Here is a 22,478-nt window from a genome sequence, read left to right as displayed (position 1 = left end):
GCAATGAGCTTTATTCCTGTCATTATCAGCGGCGGTTCCGGTTCCAGATTGTGGCCGCTTTCGCGCGATGCGCATCCGAAGCCCTTCATCGAACTGCCCGATGGCAGCATCTTGATCGGCAAGACCTACAAGCGTGCGGCTCTGCTCGACGGTGTGGACCATATCCTCACCGTGACCAACCGCGATTTCCTGTTTCTGACGCTCGATGCCTATGCCGATGCCAAGGCGCCCAAGGTCGATAATGCGTTTCTGCTGGAGCCGCTCGGACGCGATACGGCACCTGCTGTGGCGGTTGCGGCTCTGCATGCTGCGGCGACTTACGGCCCGGACGCGACATTGCTTGTCATGCCCGCCGACCACCTGATCGAGGATGAGGCTGCTTTTGCCGAGGCTGTGACAAAGGCCCGCCAGCTTGCTGAAACGGGGCGCATTGTCACTTTCGGTATTGTGCCCGATCATCCGGAAACAGGCTTTGGCTATATCGAAGCCGAAGGTACGGATGTGCTGCGTTTTGTTGAAAAGCCTGATGCCGAGACCGCGCAGACCTATGTCGAGAGCGGTCGATATTTCTGGAACTCCGGCATGTTCTGTTTCACGGCCGGAACCATGCTTGCAGCAATGCAGCATTTTGCGCCGGAAATCTTCAATGCCGTGCAGGCTTCGCTTGAACATGCCCGACGCGGCGTCAACGGTGAGACCAGGACCATCGAAATCGCAAAGGATGATTTTGCGACGGCCCCTGCGATTTCCATCGATTACGCGATCATGGAAAAGGCCGAAAATATTGCCTGCATTCCGGTGTCTTGCGGCTGGTCTGATATCGGGTCCTGGGCGGCGATGGCCGATCTTATCGCGCCGGATGACGACGGCAACCGTCTGCGCGGTGAGACGGTTATCGAAGACACGACCGACAGCTTTGTTTTATCCGAAACCCGGCTGGTCAGCCTTGTCGGCGTTCACGATCTGCTTGTCGTGGACACACCGGATGCTTTGCTTGTGGCGCATCGAGACAAGGCGCAGGAAGTGCGAAAGGTCTTCAACAAGCTGCGGGCAAGCGGTCATGAAGCGGCCAAGCTTCACCGCACTGCGCATCGTCCATGGGGCACTTATACGGTTCTCGAGGAAGGCGACGGATTCAAGATCAAGCGGATCGAAGTGAAGCCGGGGCGTCGCCTGAGCTTGCAGGCGCATCACCACCGTTCCGAACACTGGATCGTCGTTTCCGGCACCGCAAAGGTCACCAATGGCGACCGCGAGATTCTGCTCACGACCAACCAGTCGACCTATATCCCCTGCGGCTTCCGCCACCGGCTGGAAAATCCGGGCATCCTGCCACTTGTGCTTATCGAGGTGCAAAGCGGCGAATATCTGGGCGAAGACGACATTGTGCGTTTCGATGATGTCTATGGGCGCACGTAGGGCCGCCTGACCGGTAGGGAATAGGAGCGGGTAGAATTTATTCGGGAACCATTCGCCGTCGCGGATGTTTGCCTTAACATGCCCAGCAAGGAACAGGACCCGGCAACCGATCAGATCGGTATGCCGGTCATTGACTTTCAAAAAAACGCCCTTTTTTTCGATGTGGACGGAACACTGCTCGATATCGCGGCCAATCCCGATGGCGTTATCGTTCCAGTTGGCCTGCAAAAATCGCTTTCGCTCATTTCCGACCGGCTGTCCGGTGCAATGGCGCTGGTCACGGGCCGGGCAATTGCGTTCATCGAAGAACGCTTTCCCGATTATCGCGGCCCCATAGCCGCATTGCATGGTGCCGAATTCCGGCACGCATCCGGGTTGGTTGAGCTGATCGAGCCCGGCGAACATTTTTTGATTGCGAAGGATTTTCTACGACAGGCTGCACTTCGCGTCAGCGGCTTTCTCGCCGAAGACAAGGGTAGTGCGGTTGCCCTTCATTATCGCTCCGCGCCAGAAAAAGCCGATCTGGCACATGATCTCGTCGGGAAGGCACTGAAGCTCGCCGGGCCGGACTGGATCGTGCAATCAGGCAAGATGGTTTTCGAGCTGCGCCCGGCAATCAGCGACAAGGGTGCTGCCTTGCGCCGCTTCATGGAAGAAGAGCCATTTGCGGGGAGGGTGCCGATCGCATTCGGCGACGACCTGACAGATTTACCGATGCTTGGCGCGGCGCGCAAACTTGGCGGTACAGCCGTCGTGATCGGCCGTGCGATCGACCATCCGGGCGCAGCCAGACTGGCAAGCCCGGGTGAGCTGTGGCTTTGGCTTTCTGGGATCGTGAATGAGAATAATACTGAAAGGACTTGACGTATGGGCCGACTGATCGTGGTCTCCAATCGTGTTCCGTTGCCTGATGAGCAGGGCAAGGCGCCTGCGGGCGGCTTGGCAGTTGCGTTGCAGGCGGCGCTCAGCGAACGCGGCGGTATTTGGCTCGGTTGGTCCGGAAAGACACTTCCCAATCGCCAAACACAGGAACTGGCGATCCGCGATGTGGGCTCCATTCGCTACGCGCTGCTCGATCTCCACAAGAAGGATATCGATGAATATTATGCTGGCTTCGCCAACCGCATGCTCTGGCCGCTCTGTCATTATCGTCTCGATTTGATCGATTACACGCGCAAGGACATGGCGGGATATTTCCGGGTCAATCGCTTGTTTGCGAAGCATCTTCTACCGATGATCGAGCCGGAGGATGTGATATGGATTCACGATTACCATCTCATTCCACTGGCCGCCGAACTACGCAATCTCGGTGTCACCAATCGCATCGGCTTTTTCCTGCATATTCCCTGGCCTCCCGCTGATATTCTATTCACGCTGCCCGTGCATGAAACGATCATGCGTGGCCTTGCTTCCTATGATGTGGTGGGCTTCCAGACCGAGAACGACGTCGATAATTTCATCGGCTGTCTGCGGCGGGAGAAAATCGGCAAGCGTCTCGATGATGACGGTCTGTTCGAGGCTTTCGGACATCAGTTCCGTGCCGAGCGCTTCGGCATCGGTATCGAGACAGCCGCATTCGCCGAGATAGCCAAAAAGGCGCAACGCCACCCGACGGTAAAGCGCATGAGCGACAGCATGCTGGACCGCGATCTTATCATCGGTGTCGATCGGCTGGACTATTCCAAGGGCATCACCAACCGAATGGAAGCTTTCGAGCATTTCTTGAAGGTTGATCCCGGCAATCGTGGCAAGGTCACTTTCCTGCAGGTCACGCCGAAATCCCGCTCGGAAGTCCCAGAATACAAGGACATGCAACGCGCGGTGGCGGAACTTGCCGGGCGAGTGAATGGTGCGAACGCTACCGTCGACTGGACGCCAATACGTTACATCAATCGCTCTTTGAACCGGGAAGTGCTGGCAGGGTTATATCGGCTTGCCGCTGTGGGACTGGTTACACCGTTGCGCGATGGCATGAATCTTGTCGCCAAGGAATATGTCGCCACACAGGATCCCGAGAATCCGGGCGTGCTAGTCCTGTCCCGCTTTGCCGGTGCCGCGCAGGAACTGGACGGCGCGCTTCTGGTCAACCCCTATGATACCGAGGCGATGGCTTATGCTATGGCGCGCGCACTTGCTATGCCACTTGAGGAACGTAAGGAGCGGTTTGAAAGCATGATGGCTTTTCTGATCACCCACGACGTCAATCACTGGTGCGATGACTTTCTGGACCGTCTTTCTTCCGGTTGACGGGCTAGGGTTTGACAACGCCGAGTTTGGCGGCTTCTTCGGCAAGGTGTATCGTATAATCGAAGTTGCCTATATCTGACGATAGCAGCGGGGCTTTTGTCTCACGAGCTTCCTTTGGGGAAATGCCAAAACGAATCTTGAATGCCCTGGTAAACTGTGCGCCGTCATGAAATCCGCAGCGATAAGCGATTTCCTTGAATGTCACGTGTCTGCTACGCTCGCGCTCGCCGACCAGAATGCGATAGGCATGATCGAGCCGCTTCTCACGAATGATTGTGGCAACACCACCCTCTGTATCAAATGTCCGGTAAAGACGTGAGCGGGAGACGCGAAGATTCTGGACGATAAGATTTGGCCCCAGCAGAGGATTGAACAGGTTATGGTCGATATAGGCGAGGATAGTCTTGCGCATGGGAAGATTGACGGGAAGGCTCTGCATTTCTTCTCTGGCAACGCCTTTGATGCCTGCGCCAAGCAGTGTCAGCATTGCTTCCTGCGCTGATTTTTCTTCGGCCTTGTCCAGTTTGCCAATCAATGATTGCAGACTATGGAGATATTCAAAAAGCAGACGCGTCAGGGGAGCATTCACTGACAAGACAAGGCCGTGTAAATTGCGCCAGCCTACTATCCCCTCCAGTTCATTGCGGGGGATTGTCACAGTGATGCGTGAGCCGGCGGATGCCTGGCTTTCTACGGTCTGTGTCAGATCGATGATAATAATATCTCCAGGCTTTGCCACGACATCGACCCCGTTGAAATCGCCGCGTAAACTGCCTGCCGTAATAAGTTGCAGAACGTAGTGATCAAGCCCACCCTGTGCGATGAGTTTGCGTGTGCGTGAGTAGTTCTGGGTGTTGAAGGAAGTCGTTCCTACATGGAAAGTGCCGAGTGCGCGAGCAGCAATTGTTCCAGAAAACTGGTACTTCCTGTTCTCTGCCACGATTTCATATATGGGTTTGATTGCAGATCGCCAAAAATCATTGCGAAGCTTGTCGTCGACCATGTCGGTCGAGATTGAAATCTCATTAGCCATCACAAGTCATTCAGTCCAAGGCAGGTTGTTGATATGAAATCGCACGATGTGCGAAATATTGATAGCATGTATTATTATCAATATTTTTTGTTTAGGTGCATATTTTATGCATTCTTGTACTTGAACAAATAAATTCTTCTGCATGGGGCTTTGATTTTAGCTAGCCACCCAAAGCATATATTATTAATCTCTAATATAGCTGAAACCTCCCGATTTTGACTGATAAACTCAACCCTGTTGGAACTATCACCATATGTTGTCTGATGCCGAACAGGAACTATTCTCGATAGAATGCCAGAATAGAACTTCTGCTTGTTCGCAGAAGTTTGAACGTCTCGTACAGGGGGGCGCTGTTGAACGCCTGGATAAATCTTCTATCTTTGGTTTCAGGTTTGAAGATGTCCCGAATGGCCTTGTCGGTACAAATGGAGCCGGGTTGGGGAGGCGCTTTATAGTCGTGAGCCTGATCGACCTTTGGGCATTTGGCAGTGTTGTTTTGAAAGTGTTTCGATATGAGACTGTTTTTTACCGCTTTGGTGCTTGCCCTGATCAGCTGCACCAGTGTTGCGACCTCAGCCGGATTAAACGGTACTCTCGGAACCGAGTGTCGACGTATTCCTATTCAAGGGACCGGTTTTTCCGATACGCTGACAAGGCCGTCCTGGGCTATGCCGTTATGGAATTCACCATCGGTTCCAGCCAGCCAACGGTCGCAACGTGCCATCGTCTATCCGCAGGCAACGCCGTCGCCCCAACTTTACCGCTATGACTGCACACCGACGGCCGCAGAACCGAATGAAGTTCCGCGGGCCGATTACAGTGGTCAGTAAGGGCTGTCGACCTTGCCCATCTCGACGTAGACAGTCTTGATCTGGCTGTAATGAGCGAGTGCGGCGATGCCGTTTTCGCGCCCGATGCCAGATTGTTTGTAGCCACCGAAGGGAACTTCAACTGGCGTCAGGTTATAAGCATTGATCCAGCACGTCCCGGCCTTGATCTGGCCGATTACGCGATGGCCGCGTGCGATATCGGCAGTGAACACACCCGCCGCGAGGCCGAACTCGGTATCGTTGGCGCGTGTGATCACTTCGTCCTCGTCGGAGAACTCCAGAACACTCATCACTGGTCCGAAGATTTCTTCGCGAGCGATGGTCATTTCGTCGGTCACATCAGTGAAGACGGTCGGTTCGATGAAGAAGCCTTTGTCGAAACCCTGCAGTTTCGGCACACCACCACCGCAAGCAAGCTTCGCCCCTTCTGCCTTGCCCTTTTCGATATAGGACAGAACCTTGTCGCGCTGTGCGCCGTTTACTAGTGGCCCCATCTGAGTTGCTTCATCCAGCGGATCGCCAATGCGAATCTTGCGTGTGCGTTCGACCAGCCGTTCGACAAAATGGTCGTGCATCTTCTTGTGAACGAAAACGCGGGTGCCGTTCGAGCAAACCTGCCCGGTCGAATAGAAGTTGCCGAGCATTGCGCCACCGATAGCGCTTTCGAGGTCAGCGTCATCGAACACGATGATCGGCGACTTGCCACCAAGCTCCATGGTGATGTGCTTCAAGTGTTCACCCGCCTGCGCCATGATGCGCTTGCCTGTTGGTACGGAACCCGTCAGCGAGACCTTGGCCGTCAGGCGATGATTGACGAGCGCGGCACCGACATCGCCGAAGCCCTGCACGACATTGAACAAGCCATCGGGAAGCCCCGCTTCCTTGTATGCTTCCGCCAATGCAAGCGCTGAAAGCGGCGTGTTTTCGGACGGCTTGAAGATGAAGGCATTCCCCATCGCGAGTGCAGGCGCGGATTTCCACGCGGCAATCTGGATCGGATAGTTCCATGCGCCGATACCGACGCAAATGCCGAGTGCTTCGCGGCGCGTATAGGCGAACGAGCCGCCAAGTTCCACGAATTCACCGTTGAAGCCGGAAATGATGCCGCCGAAAAATTCCAGTGCATCAGCGGCCGAAGCCGCATCCGCCACCAGCGTTTCCTGAAGCGCCTTGCCGGTATCAAGCGTTTCGAGCTTCGACAGCTTCTTGTTCTTCTCGCGCAGGATTTCTGCCGTGCGGCGCAGGATGCGCCCGCGCTCGACAGGTTTCAGCGCTGCCCATTCACCTTGCGCTTTCAGCGCTGCGGCATAAGCCGCCTCGATCACATTGGGTGTCGCCGAATAGAGCTTGGCAATTTCCTCGCCGGTTGCCGGATAGATGACCGGCAAAGGCTTGCCTGTCTTGTCTTCAACGAATGCGCCGCCGATGAAATGTGAGGCTTTGGGTTGTGCTTTCATTGTGTGTTCCTACTTCGGAATGAAGGGAATAGGGGAGTAAGGGAACAAGGGAGTATGTTTGAGCGCAAAAAGCACGACCTGACATACTGCCTTATTCCCCTATTCCCTTACTCCCCTAACGATCAGATACTTGCCACCGCGGATTGATCCACGGCTCCTGATTGGAGCGCGCGAGCGGCGTACGACCAAGAATATGATCGGAGGCCTTTTCGCCGACCATGATCGACGGGCCGTTGAGATTGCCGTTGGTGATGCGCGGGAAGATGGATGAATCCGCAACGCGCAAGCCTTCGACACCGATCACGCGGCATTCAGCATCGACCACTGCCGTTGGATCGTCAACCGCACCCATCTTGCACGTGCCGCATGGATGGAATGCGCTTTCGACGTGTTCCTTGATGAAATTATCGATTTCATCGTCGCTCTGAACATGTGCGCCCGGCTGGATTTCTGCTCCCCGATAAGGATTGAACGCGGCCTGTCCGAAGATTTCGCGGGTCAGTCGCACGCAATGGCGGAAGTCGGCCCAGTCGTCTTCATGCGACATATAATTGAACTTGATGACAGGCTTTTCGCGCGGATTGGCCGAGCGAAGCGTCACGCTGCCACGCGATTTTGACCGCATCGGCCCGACATGAGCCTGAAAACCGTGCGATTGTGCTGCCGCCTTGCCGTCATAGCGGATCGCGACTGGCAGGAAGTGATACTGGATATCGGGATATTCCACGCCAGCCTTCGAGCGCACGAAAGCCGCAGATTCGAAATGGTTGGTTGCGCCGTCGCCGGTCTTGAAGAACAGCCATTCCGCACCGATCTTCGCTTTCGAAAACAGGTTCAGTTTGGAGTAGAGCGTGATCGGCTGCGTGCATTCCTGCTGGATATAGACTTCCAGATGGTCCTGCAGGTTCTGCCCGACGCCGGGACGGTCGGCGACCACTTCAATTCCGTGTTCTTTCAATTGTGCGGCAGGGCCGATGCCCGAGAGCATCAGGAGCTTCGGCGAATTGATCGATGAGGCGGCAATGATGACTTCACGCCGCGCACGGATGGTCGAGAAGCTGCGGCCTGCCTCGATCTCAACGCCAACCGCGCGCTTGCCCTCAAGCACGATCTTGCGCGCGAGACCCTTGACCAGCTTGACATTCGGGCGCTTGAGGGCCGGTTTCAGATAGGCATTGGCAGCAGACCAGCGACGACCATTATGGATCGTCTGCTCCATCGGGCCGAAGCCCTCCTGTTTCTCGCCATTATAGTCTTCGGTGACTTCAAAGCCCGCTTCATGGCCTGCCTCGACAAAGGCATGGAACAGCGGATTGTCGCGTTTGCCGCGCTGGATATAAAGTGGGCCGCTGGTGCCGCGCCAGCCTTCCTGACCACCGCTCGAATTTTCCATCCGCTTGAAATAGGGCAGCACATCGGCATAGGCCCAGCCGCGCGCACCGCTTTCCGACCAGTGGTCGTAGTCGCGGGCATGGCCGCGCACATAGACCATGCCATTGATCGAAGATGAGCCGCCCAGCACCTTGCCGCGCGGCGTCACAAGGCTGCGCCCGCCAATATGCGGTTCCGGTTCGGTGGAAAAGCCCCAGTCATAGGTTTCCATATTCATGGGGAAGGAGAGGGCAGCCGGCATCTGGATCAGGGGGCCAACATCAGGCACGCCATATTCGATGACGATCACCGAATAGCGACCGTCTTCCGACAGGCGATACGCCATGGCCGATCCGGCGGAGCCAGAGCCGATGATGACGAAATCCGCTTCCATACTCATTTCTCCCCCGCAAACTGGCCCAAAAGCTGAACCGCGATGTAATCCTCCACCAGCGCAATCGCCGAGGCTGCATTGGGCGCATCCGCACCGAGCGCATGACGGATGTAGAGGCCATCGATCATGGCACCCGCGCCCTCGGCAATGCGGCTTGCCCGTTCGCGCGTGGTCAGGTGTTCAAGCGCGAAAACGAGGTTCGAATGCAGGCGGCGCGCATAGATGCGCAGGAGCCGACGCGTATCCTCCGACTGCTGCGCGTGCACATAGAAGGTGAGCCAGGCGGCAATGGTTTCCTGCGTGAACTGCGATGCGGAAAAATTGACCGCTATGATGGCCGCGATACGTTCCTGCGGCGTCTCCGCTTGCCCGATGGCGGCGTTGAGATCCTGTCCCAGTTCGCGCAGCAGATGGCGCATCGTGGCCAGGATGAGCTTGTCCTTGCCGCCGAAATAATGATGCGCGAGCGCAGGCGAAACGCCCGCCTCATGCGCGATCTGCGCGACGGTCACATCCAGCGAACCGCGCTGGCCGATTGTACGAATGGCGGCGTCGATCAGCTCGCGCCGCCGCAAGGGTTCCATCCCGATCTTGGGCATAATCGTGGTCCGTTCTCAGGCTAATTGTCTATCAGTTTAACGTTGATTGACTCATCAATCAATAAAAACCAGATATGCAAATCATGCATTTACCGTCGCAACAGTGAGTGGCTTATCTGGCAAGGAGGCTTGCCGGGGATGTGCCAACTGCCTACATTCAACTGATGAGCAGAGCATTCACCAAGGAACAGGATGACGCGCCGACCGATCTTGGCGAGCGCCCGGTCAGTCCGCATCGCAATCTCGTCACGCCGACGGGCCTGAAGATGATCGAGGACGAAATCGCCCGGCTGCAGCGCGAGCTGGCAGATGCTAATATCGCGGGCGAGCGTTCGGCGATTGCGCGTATCTCGCGTGATCTGCGCTACTGGAGGGCGCGGCGCGAAAATGCCGAGCTTTCGGTTCCCGCTTCCGACAGTGATGTCGTGCGTTTCGGCATGACGGTGGAACTGGAAAATCTGGACGACGGCAAGGTCCGTCGCTGGACCATCGTGGGCGAGGACGAGGCCGACCCATCAAACGGCAAGATTTCCCATGTGGCGCCCGTTGCTATTCTGTTATTCGGCAAGCCGGTCGGCGATGTCGTGAAAATCAATAATGTCGAATGGGAAATCGTATCGCTGAAGGTTGTCTAGTCTTCTTCCAGCACGACCGTGTGGTCACGGAAAAACGCTGCGGCGCCGGTTTCATCGATTTCGCCAGAAGCAATGCCCATCGTGAAACTGTAAAGCAATCCATCGTCTGCGGTCAGTGCATAGCCGTTGACGAGCAGAAACGTAACAGCAGTAACGATAGCGGTGCGCTTGTTTCCATCCACAAAAGCATGGTTGCGGCCTATTCCGAAAACATAGGCTGCTGCGATTTCCGCATGATCCGGCTGGCCATAAACCTGTTTGTTCTGCGCGCGAGCCAAGGCAGACTCAAGAGCATTCTCATCACGAAGCCCTTGAGCGCCGCCGTGGCGCTGCAATTGTTCGACGTGGATTGCCTCAACGACGCGTCGCGAAAGAAAACGCCAGTTCATTCGGCGAGCTTCTGCAAGGCGACCTTGTACTTGTCCATCACTTTCCGCGCTGCTTCCATCTGCTGCTCGAAAGTATCGTCTATGGGCTCCAGCGTTACGCCGTTCTGCGTTTCGATAATCTGGAGCTTGTCTCCTGTCTGTAGGTTAAGCCGTTCGAGCACTTCCTTGGGCAAGATCACACCGTCGGAATTGCCGATTTTGCGCAGGGTTACGTTCATGGCTTTTCTCCTATGTTATAACGCATGATATAACATGGTGAGCCTGTGTTGTCACCACAAGCTACAGCCAGCCCTTGCGGCGGAAGTAATAGAGCGGCAGCAGGGCAGAAGCGACCATCAAACCAAGCGCCATCGGATAGCCCCATGGCGATTGCAATTCCGGCATGAAGGAGAAGTTCATGCCATAGATGGAAGCCACGAGCGTGGGCGGCATGAAACCAACCGCCGCCACAGAGAAAATCTTGATGATGGCGTTCTGTTCAACCGAAATCAGCCCGACGATCGTATCGAGCAGAAACGTAACCTTGTTGGACAGAAAATCCACATAGGCGGTCAGGGATTGCGTGTCGCGCTCCAGCGACTTGATCCAGCTACGCGTTTCCTTCTTGCCGGCTGCCGGATTGTTGATGGCCGACAGATAGACCAGCATGCGGCTGATACCCGCCAGACTTTCGCGCATTCGCGAGAGGAAGGTTCCCTGTCCACCGATCTGGGTCAATATGTGCCGGAAATCCTCCGTCGTCATCGGGCGGGCTTTCGGCTGGCGGCGATAGATGGAGTGCGAGGCCGCATCGATTTTGCCCGCCACGCCTTCCAGAATATCGGCAAGCCGGTTCGTGGTGGCTTCGGTGATGCCAAGCATGATCGACAGGCCCGAGCACTTGGCTGATATCAGCCCGTTGCCCGGCTTGGTCGAACGGAGGATATAGGTGCTGAACGATTTCGGATTGGCATAGCGCACGGTTATCAGCCGCGAGCCGTGCAGAATGAAGGTGACCGGAGCAAGCTCGCGGTGGTCGAGATCGACTGCGTGCAGGATCGGCACGGTGAGATATTGTGCGCCGGTTTCCATATAGAAGCGGCTCGATTCCTCGATCTCCGTCATGTCTTCGCGGGTCGGGATTGAAATGCCCATCCATGCCTCGACAATACTGTCTTCGTTGACGCCGGGAGCAAACAGATCGATCCAGATCACATTCTCGGGCAACGGAGTACCGGGCTCGACTTCCACTTGTTCGAGGTGGTCTCCGGAAAGGTTGTAAAGTGTGATCATACTGGCACCTGAAGTCTGGCCCGAAATCTCGAGCGGCTGGATTATGGGGCACTTTGCGCGAAAATTGTTAACGGAATGCGGCAGTGGATACCAGTGTGACAACAGGATTATCAAATCCGCCGCATCAGCCCGCAATCAGCTTTCTTCACGACGGTTGACAGCTTCATTACGCAGGTCTAATTCATCAAGTCATCAGATGACTTTGGTGAAGGTATGAAGGCAATATCCCGCAAGACATTGACGGATTCGGCCACGCAGGCATTGCGCGGAGAAATCACGTCTGGACGCTGGACGATAGGCGACCAGTTGCCAAATGAAGCAGCACTTTCTGCAACACTTGATGTCAGTCGCGGCACGGTACGGGAAGCTGTGCGGGCGCTGGTGGCACAGGGAATGCTGGAAACCCGGCAGGGTTCGGGAACCTATGTCCGCTCCACAGCCGACACGGCGCGCAGCCTCGACCGCATCCGCCATACCAGCCTGCGCGACCGCTTCGAGACCCGGGCAGTTCTGGAAACAGAGGCGGCACGGCTCGCCGCCTTGCGCATCACGTCCAAGGGGATTGTCCATCTGGAGAAAATGCTGGCACAGCGCGGCAATCGCGATGAACTCGACCGGGCAACTTTCGTGGCCCGAGACTTTGCCTTTCATGAGGCCATTGTTGCGGCCTCGGGCAACAGCGCACTGATCGAGGTTTATGCCTTTTTCTCCGCCTCCATCCGCGAATCCATAGAAGCCACGCTCGACGGCGAACTGCCTGAGCCAGATCATGAAGCGCACCGCCAGATCGTCGAAGCCATCGCCTCGGGCGATCCTGACAAGGCCGGTGCAACGGTTCGCCGCTTCATGGCGCCCCTGATTGAAGAACTTGAAAGGTTGCTCGCATCATGAGCCACATGAACACAGCCCTGCCGGACGTGGCAGAAAGCGAGGCGCTATTGCAGCCGGAGGCGTTGGTCGATGCCGAGGCAGACAGTGTTCCGCCGCCGCCAGTCCAGCAACCGCCAAGCAAGGCGATGCGCATTTTGCTGGGTCTGAGCCTCGTGCTGATCGCCGCCAATCTGCGACCGGTATTTTCCAGCGTTTCCGTGCTTTTGCCGGAAATCATCGATGCCACCGGCATGTCGTCCATTGCGGCCGGTATTCTGACCACTTTGCCGGTTGTCTGCCTTGGTGTCTTTGCGCCGTTTGCACCACGGCTGGCGCAGCGTTTCGGCGCCGAACGTGTCCTGCTTTTCGTGCTGGTCGTGCTGACTGTCGGCACCGCCATTCGCGGCTTCGGTTCGTTCTATTCGCTTTATATTGGTGCAGCATTGGCCGGTGCCGCCATTGCGACAGGCAATGTCCTGCTTCCGGGCGTCGTCAAGCGCGACTTTCCAAAAACTGCGGCCATCATGACAGGTCTTTATACGATGGCGCTATGCGGCGGCGCTGCCTCCGCAGCCGGGTTCACCATTCCCATCAAGGGGATGCTCGGCGGTTCCTGGAACCTCGCTCTGGCATTCTGGGCTGTTCCGGCGGCAGTCGTTCTACTGTTGTGGCTGCCGCAGGCCATGCGTGCGAAACACAATGTCGCCCATTCGGGTTTCAAGGTGATCGGCTTGTGGAAGGACAAGCTGGCCTGGCAGGTAACCCTGTTTATGGGGCTGCAATCCTCCACTGCCTATATCGTTTTCGGATGGCTGGCGCCTATCCTGCGCGAACAGGGCCTCAGCCCGGTAGCGGCAGGCGGTCTGGTTTCCTTTTCGATATTGGCGCAGGTCATTACCTGTCTCGCAGTGCCTTCCATTGCCACGCGCCAGAAGAACCAGAGCCTGCTCAATGTCATTCTCTGCGCCTGTGCAGCCTTGCCGTTGATCGGCTTTCTCTATTTGCCGCTATGGACCTATTGGGGACTGGCGGTCATTCAGGGCATCGGGCAGGGCGGTCTCATCGCCGCCGCCATGATGGTGATCGTGCTGCGGGCGCCGGATTCGCACACGGCGGCGCATCTGTCCGGCATGGCGCAGTGCGTGGGCTATACGCTTGCCGCAATCGGCCCGCTGATCGTGGGGTTGATCCACAGCGCGACGGGCAGCTTTACCGCCTGTGGCCTCTTCTTCGCCGTGTTGGGGTTGGGCGCTGCTATCGCCGGATGGGGAGCAGGGCGCGCGCAACATGTAGGTGTGCAGGTAATCAAGGAATAGCAGCAACAAAAAAACCCCGGCAAAACCGGGGTTTTTCTTTATTCCTGCATGAAAGGCATCAGGCCTTTTCGTACAGCTCTTCGACGAATTCCCAATTGATGAGGCTGTCGACAAAGGCTTCGAGGTACTTCGGACGCAGATTGCGATAATCGACATAGTAGGAATGTTCCCACACGTCGACGCCGAGGATCGGCGTTGCGCCATGAACCAGCGGGTTTTCGCCGTTCGGGGTCTTGGAGATTTCAAGCTTGCCGTCCTTGACCGACAGCCAGGCCCAGCCCGAACCGAACTGGCCGACACCGGCAGCGATGAAATCCGCACGGAACTTGTCGTAGCCGCCAAGATCGGACTCGATTGCCTTTTCAAGCTTGCCCGGCAGCTTCTTGCCGCCGCCGTTCTTCTTCATCCACTTCCAGAACAGGATGTGGTTGTAGTGCTGGCCGGCATTGTTGAAGAGGCCTTGGTTCTTGCCGTAGCTTTCCTTGACGATCTCTTCCAGGCTCTTGCCTTCGAGGCCGGAGCCTTCAAGCAGCTTGTTGCCATTGGTGACATAGGCCTGATGGTGCTTGTCGTGATGAAGTTCAAGCGTCTCGCGCGACATGAAAGGTGCAAGGGCATCATAGTCATACGGCAGGGCGGGCAGTTCGAAAGCCATTGGAAACTCTCCTCTTTTCTTTCTGCTTACATGGCAACTTACGTGGGCAGCTTACGGCGGGCCGAGCAGATGCTGCCTCAAAACTTGCGTGCGGAATCTACATAGGCCGCATCGGTGCGGGCGGCAATGGCGCGAATGAGCAATTCAGCTTCAAGACAATGAATTATTATTGAAATCACAGTAGGATGGCGCAATTCTAGATTTTATGCTTCGCGATGCGTGGCGGACCCTTACAGGAGGAAACGGTGTCCCACAGTTCTTATGTCTTCGACGCTTATGGCACATTATTCGATGTCCATTCGGCGGTGCGGCGACATGCAGACAAAGCCGGTCCGGACGGACGGGCATTTTCCGAACTGTGGCGCGCAAAGCAGCTCGAATATTCCTGGGTGCTGAGCCTGATGGGCGCCTATAGCGATTTCTGGAAGCTGACCGAGGATTCGCTCGATTTCGCATTCGCACGCTACCCTTCTGTCGATCCGGCGCTGCGCAATGACCTGCTCGACGCCTATTGGAAGCTCGATTGCTATCCGGAAGTGCCAGCGGCCCTCAAAAGCCTGAAGGAAAAGGGCGCACGGCTTGCAATTCTTTCCAACGGCTCACCCGCGATGCTGGAATCCGCCGTTCGTTCGGCAGCGCTTGACGTCCTGCTCGATGATGTGATTTCGGTCGATGAAGTCAGGAAGTACAAGACCGCCCCCGCTGTCTATGAACTCGTCACCCTACAGTGGCGGCTTTATCCTTCCGCAATCTCGTTCCAGTCCTCGAACCGCTGGGATGTGGCAGGTGCGGTACGGTTCGGTATGCGCGGGGTCTGGATCAATCGGAGCAACCAGCCCGACGAATATAAGCAGTTCGCTCCGGCATTGATTCTGCCAAGTCTCCAATTGCTTGATTGAGTAATCACTAAAATTTGAACTTTCCCGGTTTATGGAAAGCAGGCTCCTGCACCCAAAATTGTGTCGCGGCTGCAACACGAGCCGCGCTGGTGGGCTTTCGCCACGTTTAGGCCGCATTACGAACGGGCGTACGCCACATTTCTCGGGCGTTTTCCGTGCAACCGAACACCGGAGACAGCCGTTTGAGGCCGTTTCGACAGCTCACCGCGCATCTGCCACAATTGGCCGGGTCGCAATTCGTTAACCCTGAATGTGTATCTGTAACTCCTCCCGTCACCAAACTGGTTTTCATATGCAAACGACCCTTACCCGCCGTTCCTTTCTGACGGCAATGACAGCAACAGCGGCCGCCGGTCTGGCCGGTTGCGCTCAGTTGGGGCAGAATGTTCCAATCATTGATGTGGATCAGTCGGGCAACCCGATCAACCGCACCCCGCAGGCCAATGTCGACTCTTCCTATGGCGGATGGGCGCAGATGTACGCCGCCGTCGAGGATGGCGGCTTCCAGCTTCCGGCAATTCCGATCCAGAAGATGGACAAGCGCTTCCTGCGTCAGGTTGTGCAGGATCCAACCGGCGAACTGCCCGGTACGATCGTCATCGATACGGCTAACCGCTTCTGCTATCTCGTCCTCGAAAATGGACAGGCGATGCGCTACGGCGTCGGCATCGGTCGCGAAGGCTTCGCATGGTCTGGCCGTGCTGTGATCCAGTACAAGCGCCAGTGGCCGCGCTGGACCCCGCCGGATGAAATGGTCGCCCGCCAGCCGGAACTGGTGCAGTACAGCGCCAAGAACGGCGGCATGGCTCCGGGCCTCAAGAACCCGCTCGGCGCCCGCGCACTCTATATTTTCCAGGACGGCAAAGACACGCTGTACCGCCTGCACGGTAATCCGGAATGGTGGTCCATCGGCAAGGCGGTCTCTTCGGGCTGCGTACGCTTCCTGAACCAGGACATCATCGATCTCTATGATCGCGTTCCGGCGAAGTCACCAATTCTGGTGATGTAATAGCGAGTGCCGAAACGGCAGATTGCAAAGCCCCGGTCAGCCAACTGTCCGGGGCTTTTTCTATTGTGTCGCGCCAACTTGCCGCCGCCTTGAAAATAAGTCACTTTCCGCGCGGACAAATCGTCGGAACAAGGGGAGGGAAGTCATGTCCGAGGAAAAAACTGCCAAGGAAGCCGTGAAGGGGCCTGCGTCCTATTTCCCGTCCATCGAGAAAAAGTACGGACAGCCTGTCCAGCATTGGCTTTCGCTGATTGAGCAGCGAAAGGGCGACAAACATATGGAAATCGTCAACTGGCTGAAGTCGGAATTCGAGATGGGACACGGTCACGCCAATGCCCTCGTAGCCTACGCTCTCGCCAAACCGGCGAAGGCGTGATTCTCAAGCATGTCTCCCGAACGCGGGTGCCGATTTCGGGAGACATGCTTGAAAACAAACGGTTAGAGCATTTCCGCTGGTTCAGCTAAAACAGGAAATGCTCCAGCGCTTTCTATCGTTTGAAGCCGCCGAGAATGCCGCGCACCAGTGCGCGGCCAAGCGAATTGCCGACCGAGCGGACGACGGATTTCATCGCGGCTTCCGCAACCGTCTGGCGGCCGGCGCGACGGCCAGTGCCGAGTGCGGTGCCGACGAGATCGCCAAGAATGCCGCCGCCGCCTTCTTCCTCTTCCTTGGTCTTTTGCTGGGCTGCTGCTGCATTCTGCGCCTTGCGGGCCAGCATTTCAAAAGCGGAATCACGGTCTACAACCTGATCATATTGCCCGGCAACCGGGCTTGCCGCGATGATCCTGGCGCGTTCTTCCGGTGTCAGCGGTCCGATGCGCGATGAAGGCGGACGCATCAGCGTGCGCTGCACGATGGAAGGCACGCCTTTTGCCTGAAGCGTGGAAACCAGCGCTTCACCGGTGGCGAGATTGGTGATCGCCTGGAACGTGTTGAAATCCGGGTTCGGACGGAACGTATCGGCTGCGGTCTTCACGGCATTGGTTTCGCGCGGCGTATAGGCTCGAAGCGCGTGCTGCACGCGATTACCAAGCTGTGCCAGAACCGTTTCCGGCACGTCGAGCGGGTTCTGCGTCACGAAATAAACGCCGACGCCCTTGGAGCGGATCAGGCGCACCACCTGTTCGACACGGTCGACAAGTGCCTTCGGCGCTTCATCGAAGAGAAGGTGGGCTTCGTCGAAGAAGAAGACGAGCCGCGGCTTGTCGGGATCGCCGACTTCCGGCAGTTCCTCGAACAGTTCCGACATCAGCCAGAGCAGGAAGGTGGAATAGAGCCGCGGGCTCATCATCAGCTTGTCGGCGGCGAGCACGCTCACCACGCCACGCCCGTCGGTCGTGGTGCGCATAAGGTCCGAAATCTTGAGCGCCGGTTCCCCGAAGAATTTCGAGCCGCCCTGCTGATCGAGGACCAGAAGCGAACGCTGGATCGCGCCCACCGAAGCCTTGTTCACATTGCCGTACTTGCCGGAAAGCTCTGCCGAGCGCTCCGCCATTTCAGCGAGAATGGCCTGCAAATCCTTCAGGTCCAGAAGCAGCAAGCCTTCTTCATCCGCCAGGCGGAAGGCAATGTTCAGCACGCCTTCCTGCGCATCGGTCAGGCTCATCAGGCGCGACAGGAGCAGCGGCCCCATCTCTGAAATGGTAGCGCGGACGGGATGGCCCTGTTCCCCGAAAATATCCCAGAAGATCACAGGCGCGGCGCGCATTTCGTACGGGTCGAGCTTCACTTCCGCCGCACGCTTGATGAGGCCGTCATTTTGAACGCCGATGGCGCCAATGCCGGAAAGGTCGCCCTTGATGTCGGCGCAGAAAACGGGAACGCCAGCCGCCGAAAAGCTTTCGGCCAGAACCTGCAGCGTGACCGTTTTACCCGTGCCGGTCGCGCCGGTGACGAGACCGTGCCGGTTGCCGTATTTCAGCGCTAGATATTCCGGCTGCTGGTAGGAGTCGTCAGGCTTGCGGCTCGCGCCAAGAAAAATAGCGTCTTCGGCAGTCATCAGGCAGCTTGCTCCCTCTGTTCAACTATAATAGCAGGGCGCTAAGATGCTAAGGCATCACGCCCTGAAAATGCTCAATTGCCGCACGGGCTTAACCAAGTCTCGATGACTCAAACTCGATGAGACTTGGTATAACTTACGATATAGAGCAAAACCCGGCCGGAGTGAAACGAGGATCGGTAAGATTATGCCGGAGCGTGGCCCTCAACGCGCCGGATAGCCGTTCGGGTGCGCCGGAATGGCCTTCAGATAGGCGGCAATGGCATTGCGATCCGCTTCGGCAAGATGGGCCATATTCGCAACCACGTCGGTCATCGAGCCGCCAAGCGAATCGAAATCCGGGGTAAAGCCGCTCTGTAATGCATAGGAGATGTCTTTCTCGCTCCAGCCGCCGATGCCCGCTTCGTCCGGCGTGATGTTCGGAACAGTGCCTCGTTTTCCATCGCTGCCGGTTTCCGGTGACAGTGCTCCGGCCAGCCATTTGCCGGTATCCAGCCCGCCAATTGTGTTGCGCGGCGTGTGGCATTCGCCGCAATGGCCAAGCGCTTCTGTCAGATACTGGCCGCGCTTCACGTGATCGGAAGCATTTGCGATTTCCACCGCCGGCCGGTCGGTCAGGTAAAGCTGCTTCCACAGTCCGAGCCCTCGCCGGATATTGAAAGGGAAGGAGAGCTTATGCGGGGCCGCGACATTTTCGGAAGGCGGCAGCGTTTTCATAAAGGCAAAGAGGTCGGCCACATCCTGCTGCTGCATCCTTGTATATGAGGTGTAGGGGAAAGACGGATAAAGATGTTCATCCTGCTTTCCGACGCCTTTCAGCATCGCATTGGCAAAATCCTGAATAGTCCAGGTTCCAATTCCCTGCTCGGATGGCGAAATATTGGGCGCAACGAAAGTCCCGAAATCTGAAACCAGCTCATGGCCGCCCGCCAGCACCTTGCGCGCATCATCCGAGGCACCGGGTGCGGCATGGCAGGAAGCACAGCCGCCCGCCCAGAAAACCTGTTCGCCCTTGACGGGGTCGCCGGGCTTCATCGCGTCCAGCACGGTCGCGTCCACCTTCTGCGGTGTGGTCAGAATCCAGAAAGCCGCAGCTCCAAGGACGACCACGGCGCCTGCGACATATGCCAGTTTTCGGACCATTCCATCCGTTCCCGTCTGGCGGTTCCGGCGATTGCGGACCGCTCTTATGGCTGTCATTCAACAGGGTCGTTAGAGCGCGGGGCATTGGCACCGCGCCACTCACATCCAGCACACCGAATGTTTCCGTCCGGTGTGCTCTGTGTCAACAGTGAAGATCAGTTCTTCTTGACGCGAAAGGCCTGATGGCAGGAACCACAATTGGCGGCGACCTGCTGGAAGGCTGGCTTCAGCGCATCCAGATCCTGCGGCTTGGCTGCCAGTGCTGCTGCAGCATCGGTCTGGAATTTATCGACATGCTTGACGAAGTCATCCTTGTTTTCCCAGATTTTCGGAGAAGCTTCGGTGTCACCCTGATCAGAACCAGCAGGGAACAGCGTGTCCACGTCCAGCTTCCTGGCGTCGGCATCGATTTTTTCGAGTGCAGCAAGAGCTGTGGCTGCGTCGAACGGCTTCTCGCCCTTAACCATGGGAGCAATCGACCCAACCGAACGTCCAAGGTCCTTCATGATTGCCTGACGATCGGCGATGACGTCGGCCTGTGCGACACCGGCAACCAATACCGCTGCAGAGCTGACAGTCAGGAAAAACAAACGCATACGATTCTCCATATTTAAAAAATGAACAAAAATTCTCCCTTTGGTTCAAATATCCGATACAATCCTGGACATTGCAATCATCGCATCGAGTAAATCCCCAATGCGGCAAGTATCATTCTGAATTTATAGGGATTATTACATTGGATTCACGTTATCGTGAAAAACATGACTTAAATACTATTGTTTTATACTGAAGGATTTTTCAGCAAAAGTGCAAGCCTCCTGCGGAGGAAATCAGCCCATCATTCACGCGGCTGCATCCGGTTCGGGAGAAAGACATGCGTGAAGACAAAGAGAGAGCATTTCCAATGGTTAAATCAAAACAGGAGAGGCTCCAGGCTGTCCAAATAAAGGCCCCAGAAACCGGGGCCTTTTCGAGCATGTAAACTTTAATCAGACGAACTGGCCGAGGCCCGGAATTGCACCGATGACGGCATCAACTGGTTCGTCACCGGCCTTTTCCTTGGCGAAGCGGATGGTTTCCTTGGCAACGCCGGAAATTTCACCCATGCCGAGGCCAGCGCCCATGAGCTGCGAGCCGAGACCCATCACGCCGCCCATCAGGCCAGACAGAAAGCCGCCGCCCTTGACCTGCGCGATTGCTTCGTCGGCACCGGGGAATGCTGCTAGAAGTTTCTGGACTTCCGCTGCCGGACCCTCCTTCTGCAGGAAGGCGAGGATCATGCCGACTGCCTTTTCTGCCGTTGCCGCATCGATGCCAACTTTGGAGGTGATGCGTGCGATCAGTTCTTCCATAGAAACTCTCCCAAAAATCTTACGTTTACGTAATATGCATTCTCGCCTTCGCATTGCAAGCCGCCATGAGCGAAAATATTAGAGCATTTCCGTTTTTTTCTGAATCGGCAGCGGTCCCAAATCAGTTTTGTTGTGATCTCATGTCCGTTTTCAAGGATTTTGGCATAGGTTTCCGTCTCGCCTTTTGGCGTCAGGACTAATGGGCTGCCTATTGCAGGACGCGGCGGCATTGAGACGACGGTTGATCAGACTCTGATGCGCGGGTTGGATACCGCAGGACCGTGGTTCGTCTCGGGCCTTCCTCTGTCTCACGTTAACGCGTGTTGCCATTTTTCAGGCTCGCTGAATCACAACGAGGGTTGCCCTGACCGGCCGCCGCGCCCAACAATAGGCAGTTTGATGGAAGTAAATCTTTCTCCTTCTTGGTGTTGAGTGGTCCCTCGTCAGATGGCTTTTGTTGGCGTGACGGGAATGGTCGTTGCGATCGCCCAGACGAAGGCAGCAAGCTCACGTGCGATTGCAACGATGACGATATTGGTGGGACGGCCACCGGCCTGCATACGCCGGTATCGCTGGCATAGCCGTACTTGAGCCTTCCAGGCGATTGCCCTGATCTCTTCAGGCAACCCCTCGCTTCGCTTCAGAATTTCCTGGCCGACACGCGCGGGTAATCTATAGGTCCATGCGCCTTCGACCAGCATCCGTCGTGCGCGGGTGTTACCCGCCTTGGTAATGGACCCACGCATCACGCTTGCGCCTGTGGAATGCTCCTTGGGAACCAGTCCCAGCCAGGCCATGAACTGACGTGGGTTGCTAAAGCGCCGAAAGTCACCGATCTCCGAGACCAGGGTCAGCGCTGAGATCTGTGCGACACCGCGCAAGGCCTGGATCGCTTCCACCACCGGGTTGAGTGACCAGTCCGGCAAGAACGCCAGCATCTGTTGGGTCAACCGTTCACGCCGTTCCTCGATTTGCTCGATGGCACGAATATATTCTTCCATGGCGATTTGCTGCGCCCGGTGATCGAACCGCTGGGTCGCCAGCCAGTTTCGATGTGCTTTTGTCCAATGAGACCGGCCCTCGAAGACCCGGCCGTGGCGGAGCAAAAATGACAAGAGATGCTGGCGTGCCCGTCGCAAATCAGAGACCGCCGTTTCCCTCGCCCGGCAAAGATCGCGCATGGCCTCATGCGTCTCGTCGGGAACCCAGATGGATGACAGCTCACCGGCGCGCAACAAAGCAGCTAACGCCACCGCATCGCGGCGATCCGTTTTGATCTGAAGCCCCGGACGCGTTGGAATGAGCGACGGTGCGACGACAAGGCATTCGTGGCCGAGACCTGAAAGCTGGCGATACAATCCATAACCCGTCGGGCCGGCCTCGTAGCAAAAGCACAGGCGCCCGTGACGCCCAGCCAGCTTGTCGACAAATTTGCGCACCGCATCAGCGCGGTTGGCGATCTCGCCATAGTAGCGTACCTCCCCCTTGCGGCCCGCTTCAGCAAGGCCAACGGCAATTTTTTCCTTGCTCACATCCAAACCAACGTAAAGTGCAGTATCATCGACCACGGCTCGTCTCCTATGTTTGA

The 22,478-nt window shown here is 56.7% G+C and carries 22 protein-coding genes; 9 read left to right on the top strand and 13 right to left on the bottom strand.

Translation table 11 applies throughout. The features are described from left to right. Nucleotides 1–3: 3 nt before the first annotated feature. From MKS82_RS06545 to otsA, 3 genes are all read left to right on the top strand, one after another. Nucleotides 4–1,419 carry a mannose-1-phosphate guanylyltransferase/mannose-6-phosphate isomerase gene (locus MKS82_RS06545; RefSeq protein WP_240578530.1) on the top strand — a complete coding sequence of 472 codons (1,416 nt, stop codon included), beginning with the start codon at nt 4–6 and terminating at the stop codon, nt 1,417–1,419. 78 nt (nt 1,420–1,497) lie between these two features. After that, nucleotides 1,498–2,283 (top strand): trehalose-phosphatase, encoded by a 786-nt coding sequence (otsB, locus tag MKS82_RS06540; RefSeq protein WP_176037548.1) that lies wholly within the window; start codon nt 1,498–1,500, stop codon nt 2,281–2,283. Between the two features lie 3 nt (nt 2,284–2,286). Next, a complete protein-coding gene (gene otsA, locus MKS82_RS06535) occupies nt 2,287–3,666 on the top strand; it encodes an alpha,alpha-trehalose-phosphate synthase (UDP-forming) (RefSeq protein WP_240578529.1) in 1,380 nt (459 codons plus the stop codon). A gap of 4 nt (nt 3,667–3,670) precedes the next feature. Here the strand turns inward: otsA and MKS82_RS06530 are convergent, their stop codons facing one another. The 4 genes from MKS82_RS06530 to betI form a co-directional block, all read right to left on the bottom strand. After that, the gene (locus MKS82_RS06530; protein WP_235969107.1) at nt 3,671–4,699 is read right to left on the bottom strand and encodes an AraC-like ligand-binding domain-containing protein; all 1,029 of its coding nucleotides are present in this window, start codon (nt 4,697–4,699) and stop codon (nt 3,671–3,673) included. Between the two features lie 823 nt (nt 4,700–5,522). After that, nucleotides 5,523–6,986 carry a betaine-aldehyde dehydrogenase gene (gene betB, locus MKS82_RS06525; protein WP_240578528.1) on the bottom strand — a complete coding sequence of 488 codons (1,464 nt, stop codon included), beginning with the start codon at nt 6,984–6,986 and terminating at the stop codon, nt 5,523–5,525. Nucleotides 6,987–7,101: 115 nt separating this feature from the next. Beyond that, nucleotides 7,102–8,751 carry a choline dehydrogenase gene (gene betA, locus MKS82_RS06520; protein ID WP_240578662.1) on the bottom strand — a complete coding sequence of 550 codons (1,650 nt, stop codon included), beginning with the start codon at nt 8,749–8,751 and terminating at the stop codon, nt 7,102–7,104. A gap of 2 nt (nt 8,752–8,753) precedes the next feature. After that, a complete protein-coding gene (gene betI, locus MKS82_RS06515) occupies nt 8,754–9,350 on the bottom strand; it encodes a transcriptional regulator BetI (protein WP_061347199.1) in 597 nt (198 codons plus the stop codon). A gap of 164 nt (nt 9,351–9,514) precedes the next feature. Between betI and MKS82_RS06510 the strand changes: the two genes are divergently transcribed. Then, a complete protein-coding gene (locus MKS82_RS06510) occupies nt 9,515–9,985 on the top strand; it encodes a GreA/GreB family elongation factor (RefSeq protein WP_109987895.1) in 471 nt (156 codons plus the stop codon). Here MKS82_RS06510 and MKS82_RS06505 read toward each other — a convergent pair. The 3 genes from MKS82_RS06505 to MKS82_RS06495 all read right to left on the bottom strand — a co-directional run bounded on the left by MKS82_RS06505 (nt 9,982) and on the right by MKS82_RS06495 (nt 11,646). Further along, nucleotides 9,982–10,374 carry a type II toxin-antitoxin system death-on-curing family toxin gene (locus MKS82_RS06505; RefSeq protein ID WP_109987896.1) on the bottom strand — a complete coding sequence of 131 codons (393 nt, stop codon included), beginning with the start codon at nt 10,372–10,374 and terminating at the stop codon, nt 9,982–9,984. The genes MKS82_RS06510 and MKS82_RS06505 overlap by 4 nt on opposite strands. Then, nucleotides 10,371–10,592 (bottom strand): AbrB/MazE/SpoVT family DNA-binding domain-containing protein, encoded by a 222-nt coding sequence (locus MKS82_RS06500; protein ID WP_109987897.1) that lies wholly within the window; start codon nt 10,590–10,592, stop codon nt 10,371–10,373. The genes MKS82_RS06505 and MKS82_RS06500 overlap by 4 nt, the downstream gene beginning before the upstream one ends. Before the next feature lie 61 nt (nt 10,593–10,653). Further along, nucleotides 10,654–11,646, bottom strand: coding sequence for a magnesium transporter CorA family protein (locus MKS82_RS06495; RefSeq protein ID WP_109987898.1), 993 nt, complete (start codon nt 11,644–11,646; stop codon nt 10,654–10,656). A gap of 213 nt (nt 11,647–11,859) precedes the next feature. On the opposite strand from MKS82_RS06495, the gene MKS82_RS06490 reads away from it, so the two are divergent. Both MKS82_RS06490 and MKS82_RS06485 read left to right on the top strand, forming a co-directional pair. Continuing rightward, nucleotides 11,860–12,537 (top strand): FadR/GntR family transcriptional regulator, encoded by a 678-nt coding sequence (locus tag MKS82_RS06490; RefSeq protein WP_240578527.1) that lies wholly within the window; start codon nt 11,860–11,862, stop codon nt 12,535–12,537. Nucleotides 12,538–12,542: 5 nt separating this feature from the next. Next, nucleotides 12,543–13,832 carry a CynX/NimT family MFS transporter gene (locus MKS82_RS06485; RefSeq protein WP_445558071.1) on the top strand — a complete coding sequence of 430 codons (1,290 nt, stop codon included), beginning with the start codon at nt 12,543–12,545 and terminating at the stop codon, nt 13,830–13,832. 58 nt (nt 13,833–13,890) lie between these two features. Here MKS82_RS06485 and MKS82_RS06480 read toward each other — a convergent pair whose 3' ends face one another. Next, nucleotides 13,891–14,487, bottom strand: a complete 597-nt coding sequence (locus MKS82_RS06480; RefSeq protein ID WP_012092469.1) for a superoxide dismutase — start codon at nt 14,485–14,487, stop codon at nt 13,891–13,893. A gap of 245 nt (nt 14,488–14,732) precedes the next feature. Between MKS82_RS06480 and MKS82_RS06475 the strand changes: the two genes are divergently transcribed. From MKS82_RS06475 to MKS82_RS06465, 3 genes are all read left to right on the top strand, one after another. Next, a complete protein-coding gene (locus MKS82_RS06475) occupies nt 14,733–15,386 on the top strand; it encodes a haloacid dehalogenase type II (protein ID WP_112590704.1) in 654 nt (217 codons plus the stop codon). 292 nt (nt 15,387–15,678) lie between these two features. Beyond that, entirely contained in the window at nt 15,679–16,395 is a 717-nt protein-coding gene (locus tag MKS82_RS06470) for a L,D-transpeptidase (protein WP_061347206.1), read from the top strand. A 145-nt stretch (nt 16,396–16,540) separates the two neighbouring features. Beyond that, nucleotides 16,541–16,771: a DUF4287 domain-containing protein gene (locus MKS82_RS06465; protein ID WP_151678639.1), complete on the top strand. Its 231-nt coding sequence runs from the start codon at nt 16,541–16,543 to the stop codon at nt 16,769–16,771. A 112-nt stretch (nt 16,772–16,883) separates the two neighbouring features. On the opposite strand, the gene MKS82_RS06460 is transcribed toward MKS82_RS06465, so the two are convergent. From MKS82_RS06460 to MKS82_RS06440, 5 genes are all read right to left on the bottom strand, one after another. Continuing rightward, entirely contained in the window at nt 16,884–18,395 is a 1,512-nt protein-coding gene (locus tag MKS82_RS06460) for a helicase HerA-like C-terminal domain-containing protein (RefSeq protein ID WP_240578525.1), read from the bottom strand. 204 nt (nt 18,396–18,599) lie between these two features. Beyond that, nucleotides 18,600–19,538 (bottom strand): c-type cytochrome, encoded by a 939-nt coding sequence (locus MKS82_RS06455; RefSeq protein ID WP_240578524.1) that lies wholly within the window; start codon nt 19,536–19,538, stop codon nt 18,600–18,602. Between the two features lie 155 nt (nt 19,539–19,693). Beyond that, nucleotides 19,694–20,134: a c-type cytochrome gene (locus MKS82_RS06450; RefSeq protein WP_109987906.1), complete on the bottom strand. Its 441-nt coding sequence runs from the start codon at nt 20,132–20,134 to the stop codon at nt 19,694–19,696. A 393-nt stretch (nt 20,135–20,527) separates the two neighbouring features. Further along, nucleotides 20,528–20,890: a DUF2267 domain-containing protein gene (locus MKS82_RS06445; protein ID WP_109987907.1), complete on the bottom strand. Its 363-nt coding sequence runs from the start codon at nt 20,888–20,890 to the stop codon at nt 20,528–20,530. A 443-nt stretch (nt 20,891–21,333) separates the two neighbouring features. After that, nucleotides 21,334–22,458 (bottom strand): IS110 family transposase, encoded by a 1,125-nt coding sequence (locus MKS82_RS06440; RefSeq protein WP_240578523.1) that lies wholly within the window; start codon nt 22,456–22,458, stop codon nt 21,334–21,336. Nucleotides 22,459–22,478 lie beyond the last annotated feature (20 nt).

Origin of the sequence: Ochrobactrum sp. A-1, from assembly GCF_022488005.1 — a bacterium.
Taxonomy (GTDB): Bacteria; Pseudomonadota; Alphaproteobacteria; order Rhizobiales; family Rhizobiaceae; genus Brucella.
Note: the sequence above shows the minus strand (reverse complement) of the source record. Positions and strands in the feature narration are given on the sequence as shown.

Excerpts from the sequence above, each read along its gene's own strand:
- MKS82_RS06470 (WP_061347206.1), top strand. The coding sequence starts at position 15,679 with ATGCAAACGACCCTTACCCGCCGTTCCTTTCTGACGGCAATGACAGCA.
- MKS82_RS06545 (WP_240578530.1), top strand. The coding sequence starts at position 4 with ATGAGCTTTATTCCTGTCATTATCAGCGGCGGTTCCGGTTCCAGATTG.
- MKS82_RS06460 (WP_240578525.1), bottom strand. The coding sequence starts at position 18,395 with ATGACTGCCGAAGACGCTATTTTTCTTGGCGCGAGCCGCAAGCCTGAC.
- MKS82_RS06465 (WP_151678639.1), top strand. The coding sequence starts at position 16,541 with ATGTCCGAGGAAAAAACTGCCAAGGAAGCCGTGAAGGGGCCTGCGTCC.
- betB (WP_240578528.1), bottom strand. The coding sequence starts at position 6,986 with ATGAAAGCACAACCCAAAGCCTCACATTTCATCGGCGGCGCATTCGTT.
- MKS82_RS06445 (WP_109987907.1), bottom strand. The coding sequence starts at position 20,890 with ATGGAAGAACTGATCGCACGCATCACCTCCAAAGTTGGCATCGATGCG.
- otsA (WP_240578529.1), top strand. The coding sequence starts at position 2,287 with ATGGGCCGACTGATCGTGGTCTCCAATCGTGTTCCGTTGCCTGATGAG.
- MKS82_RS06530 (WP_235969107.1), bottom strand. The coding sequence starts at position 4,699 with ATGGCTAATGAGATTTCAATCTCGACCGACATGGTCGACGACAAGCTT.
- MKS82_RS06480 (WP_012092469.1), bottom strand. The coding sequence starts at position 14,487 with ATGGCTTTCGAACTGCCCGCCCTGCCGTATGACTATGATGCCCTTGCA.
- MKS82_RS06505 (WP_109987896.1), bottom strand. The coding sequence starts at position 10,374 with ATGAACTGGCGTTTTCTTTCGCGACGCGTCGTTGAGGCAATCCACGTC.
- MKS82_RS06485 (WP_445558071.1), top strand. The coding sequence starts at position 12,543 with ATGAACACAGCCCTGCCGGACGTGGCAGAAAGCGAGGCGCTATTGCAG.
- MKS82_RS06455 (WP_240578524.1), bottom strand. The coding sequence starts at position 19,538 with ATGGTCCGAAAACTGGCATATGTCGCAGGCGCCGTGGTCGTCCTTGGA.
- MKS82_RS06450 (WP_109987906.1), bottom strand. The coding sequence starts at position 20,134 with ATGCGTTTGTTTTTCCTGACTGTCAGCTCTGCAGCGGTATTGGTTGCC.
- MKS82_RS06500 (WP_109987897.1), bottom strand. The coding sequence starts at position 10,592 with ATGAACGTAACCCTGCGCAAAATCGGCAATTCCGACGGTGTGATCTTG.
- betI (WP_061347199.1), bottom strand. The coding sequence starts at position 9,350 with ATGCCCAAGATCGGGATGGAACCCTTGCGGCGGCGCGAGCTGATCGAC.
- MKS82_RS06510 (WP_109987895.1), top strand. The coding sequence starts at position 9,515 with ATGAGCAGAGCATTCACCAAGGAACAGGATGACGCGCCGACCGATCTT.
- MKS82_RS06495 (WP_109987898.1), bottom strand. The coding sequence starts at position 11,646 with ATGATCACACTTTACAACCTTTCCGGAGACCACCTCGAACAAGTGGAA.
- otsB (WP_176037548.1), top strand. The coding sequence starts at position 1,498 with ATGCCCAGCAAGGAACAGGACCCGGCAACCGATCAGATCGGTATGCCG.
- betA (WP_240578662.1), bottom strand. The coding sequence starts at position 8,751 with ATGGAAGCGGATTTCGTCATCATCGGCTCTGGCTCCGCCGGATCGGCC.
- MKS82_RS06490 (WP_240578527.1), top strand. The coding sequence starts at position 11,860 with ATGAAGGCAATATCCCGCAAGACATTGACGGATTCGGCCACGCAGGCA.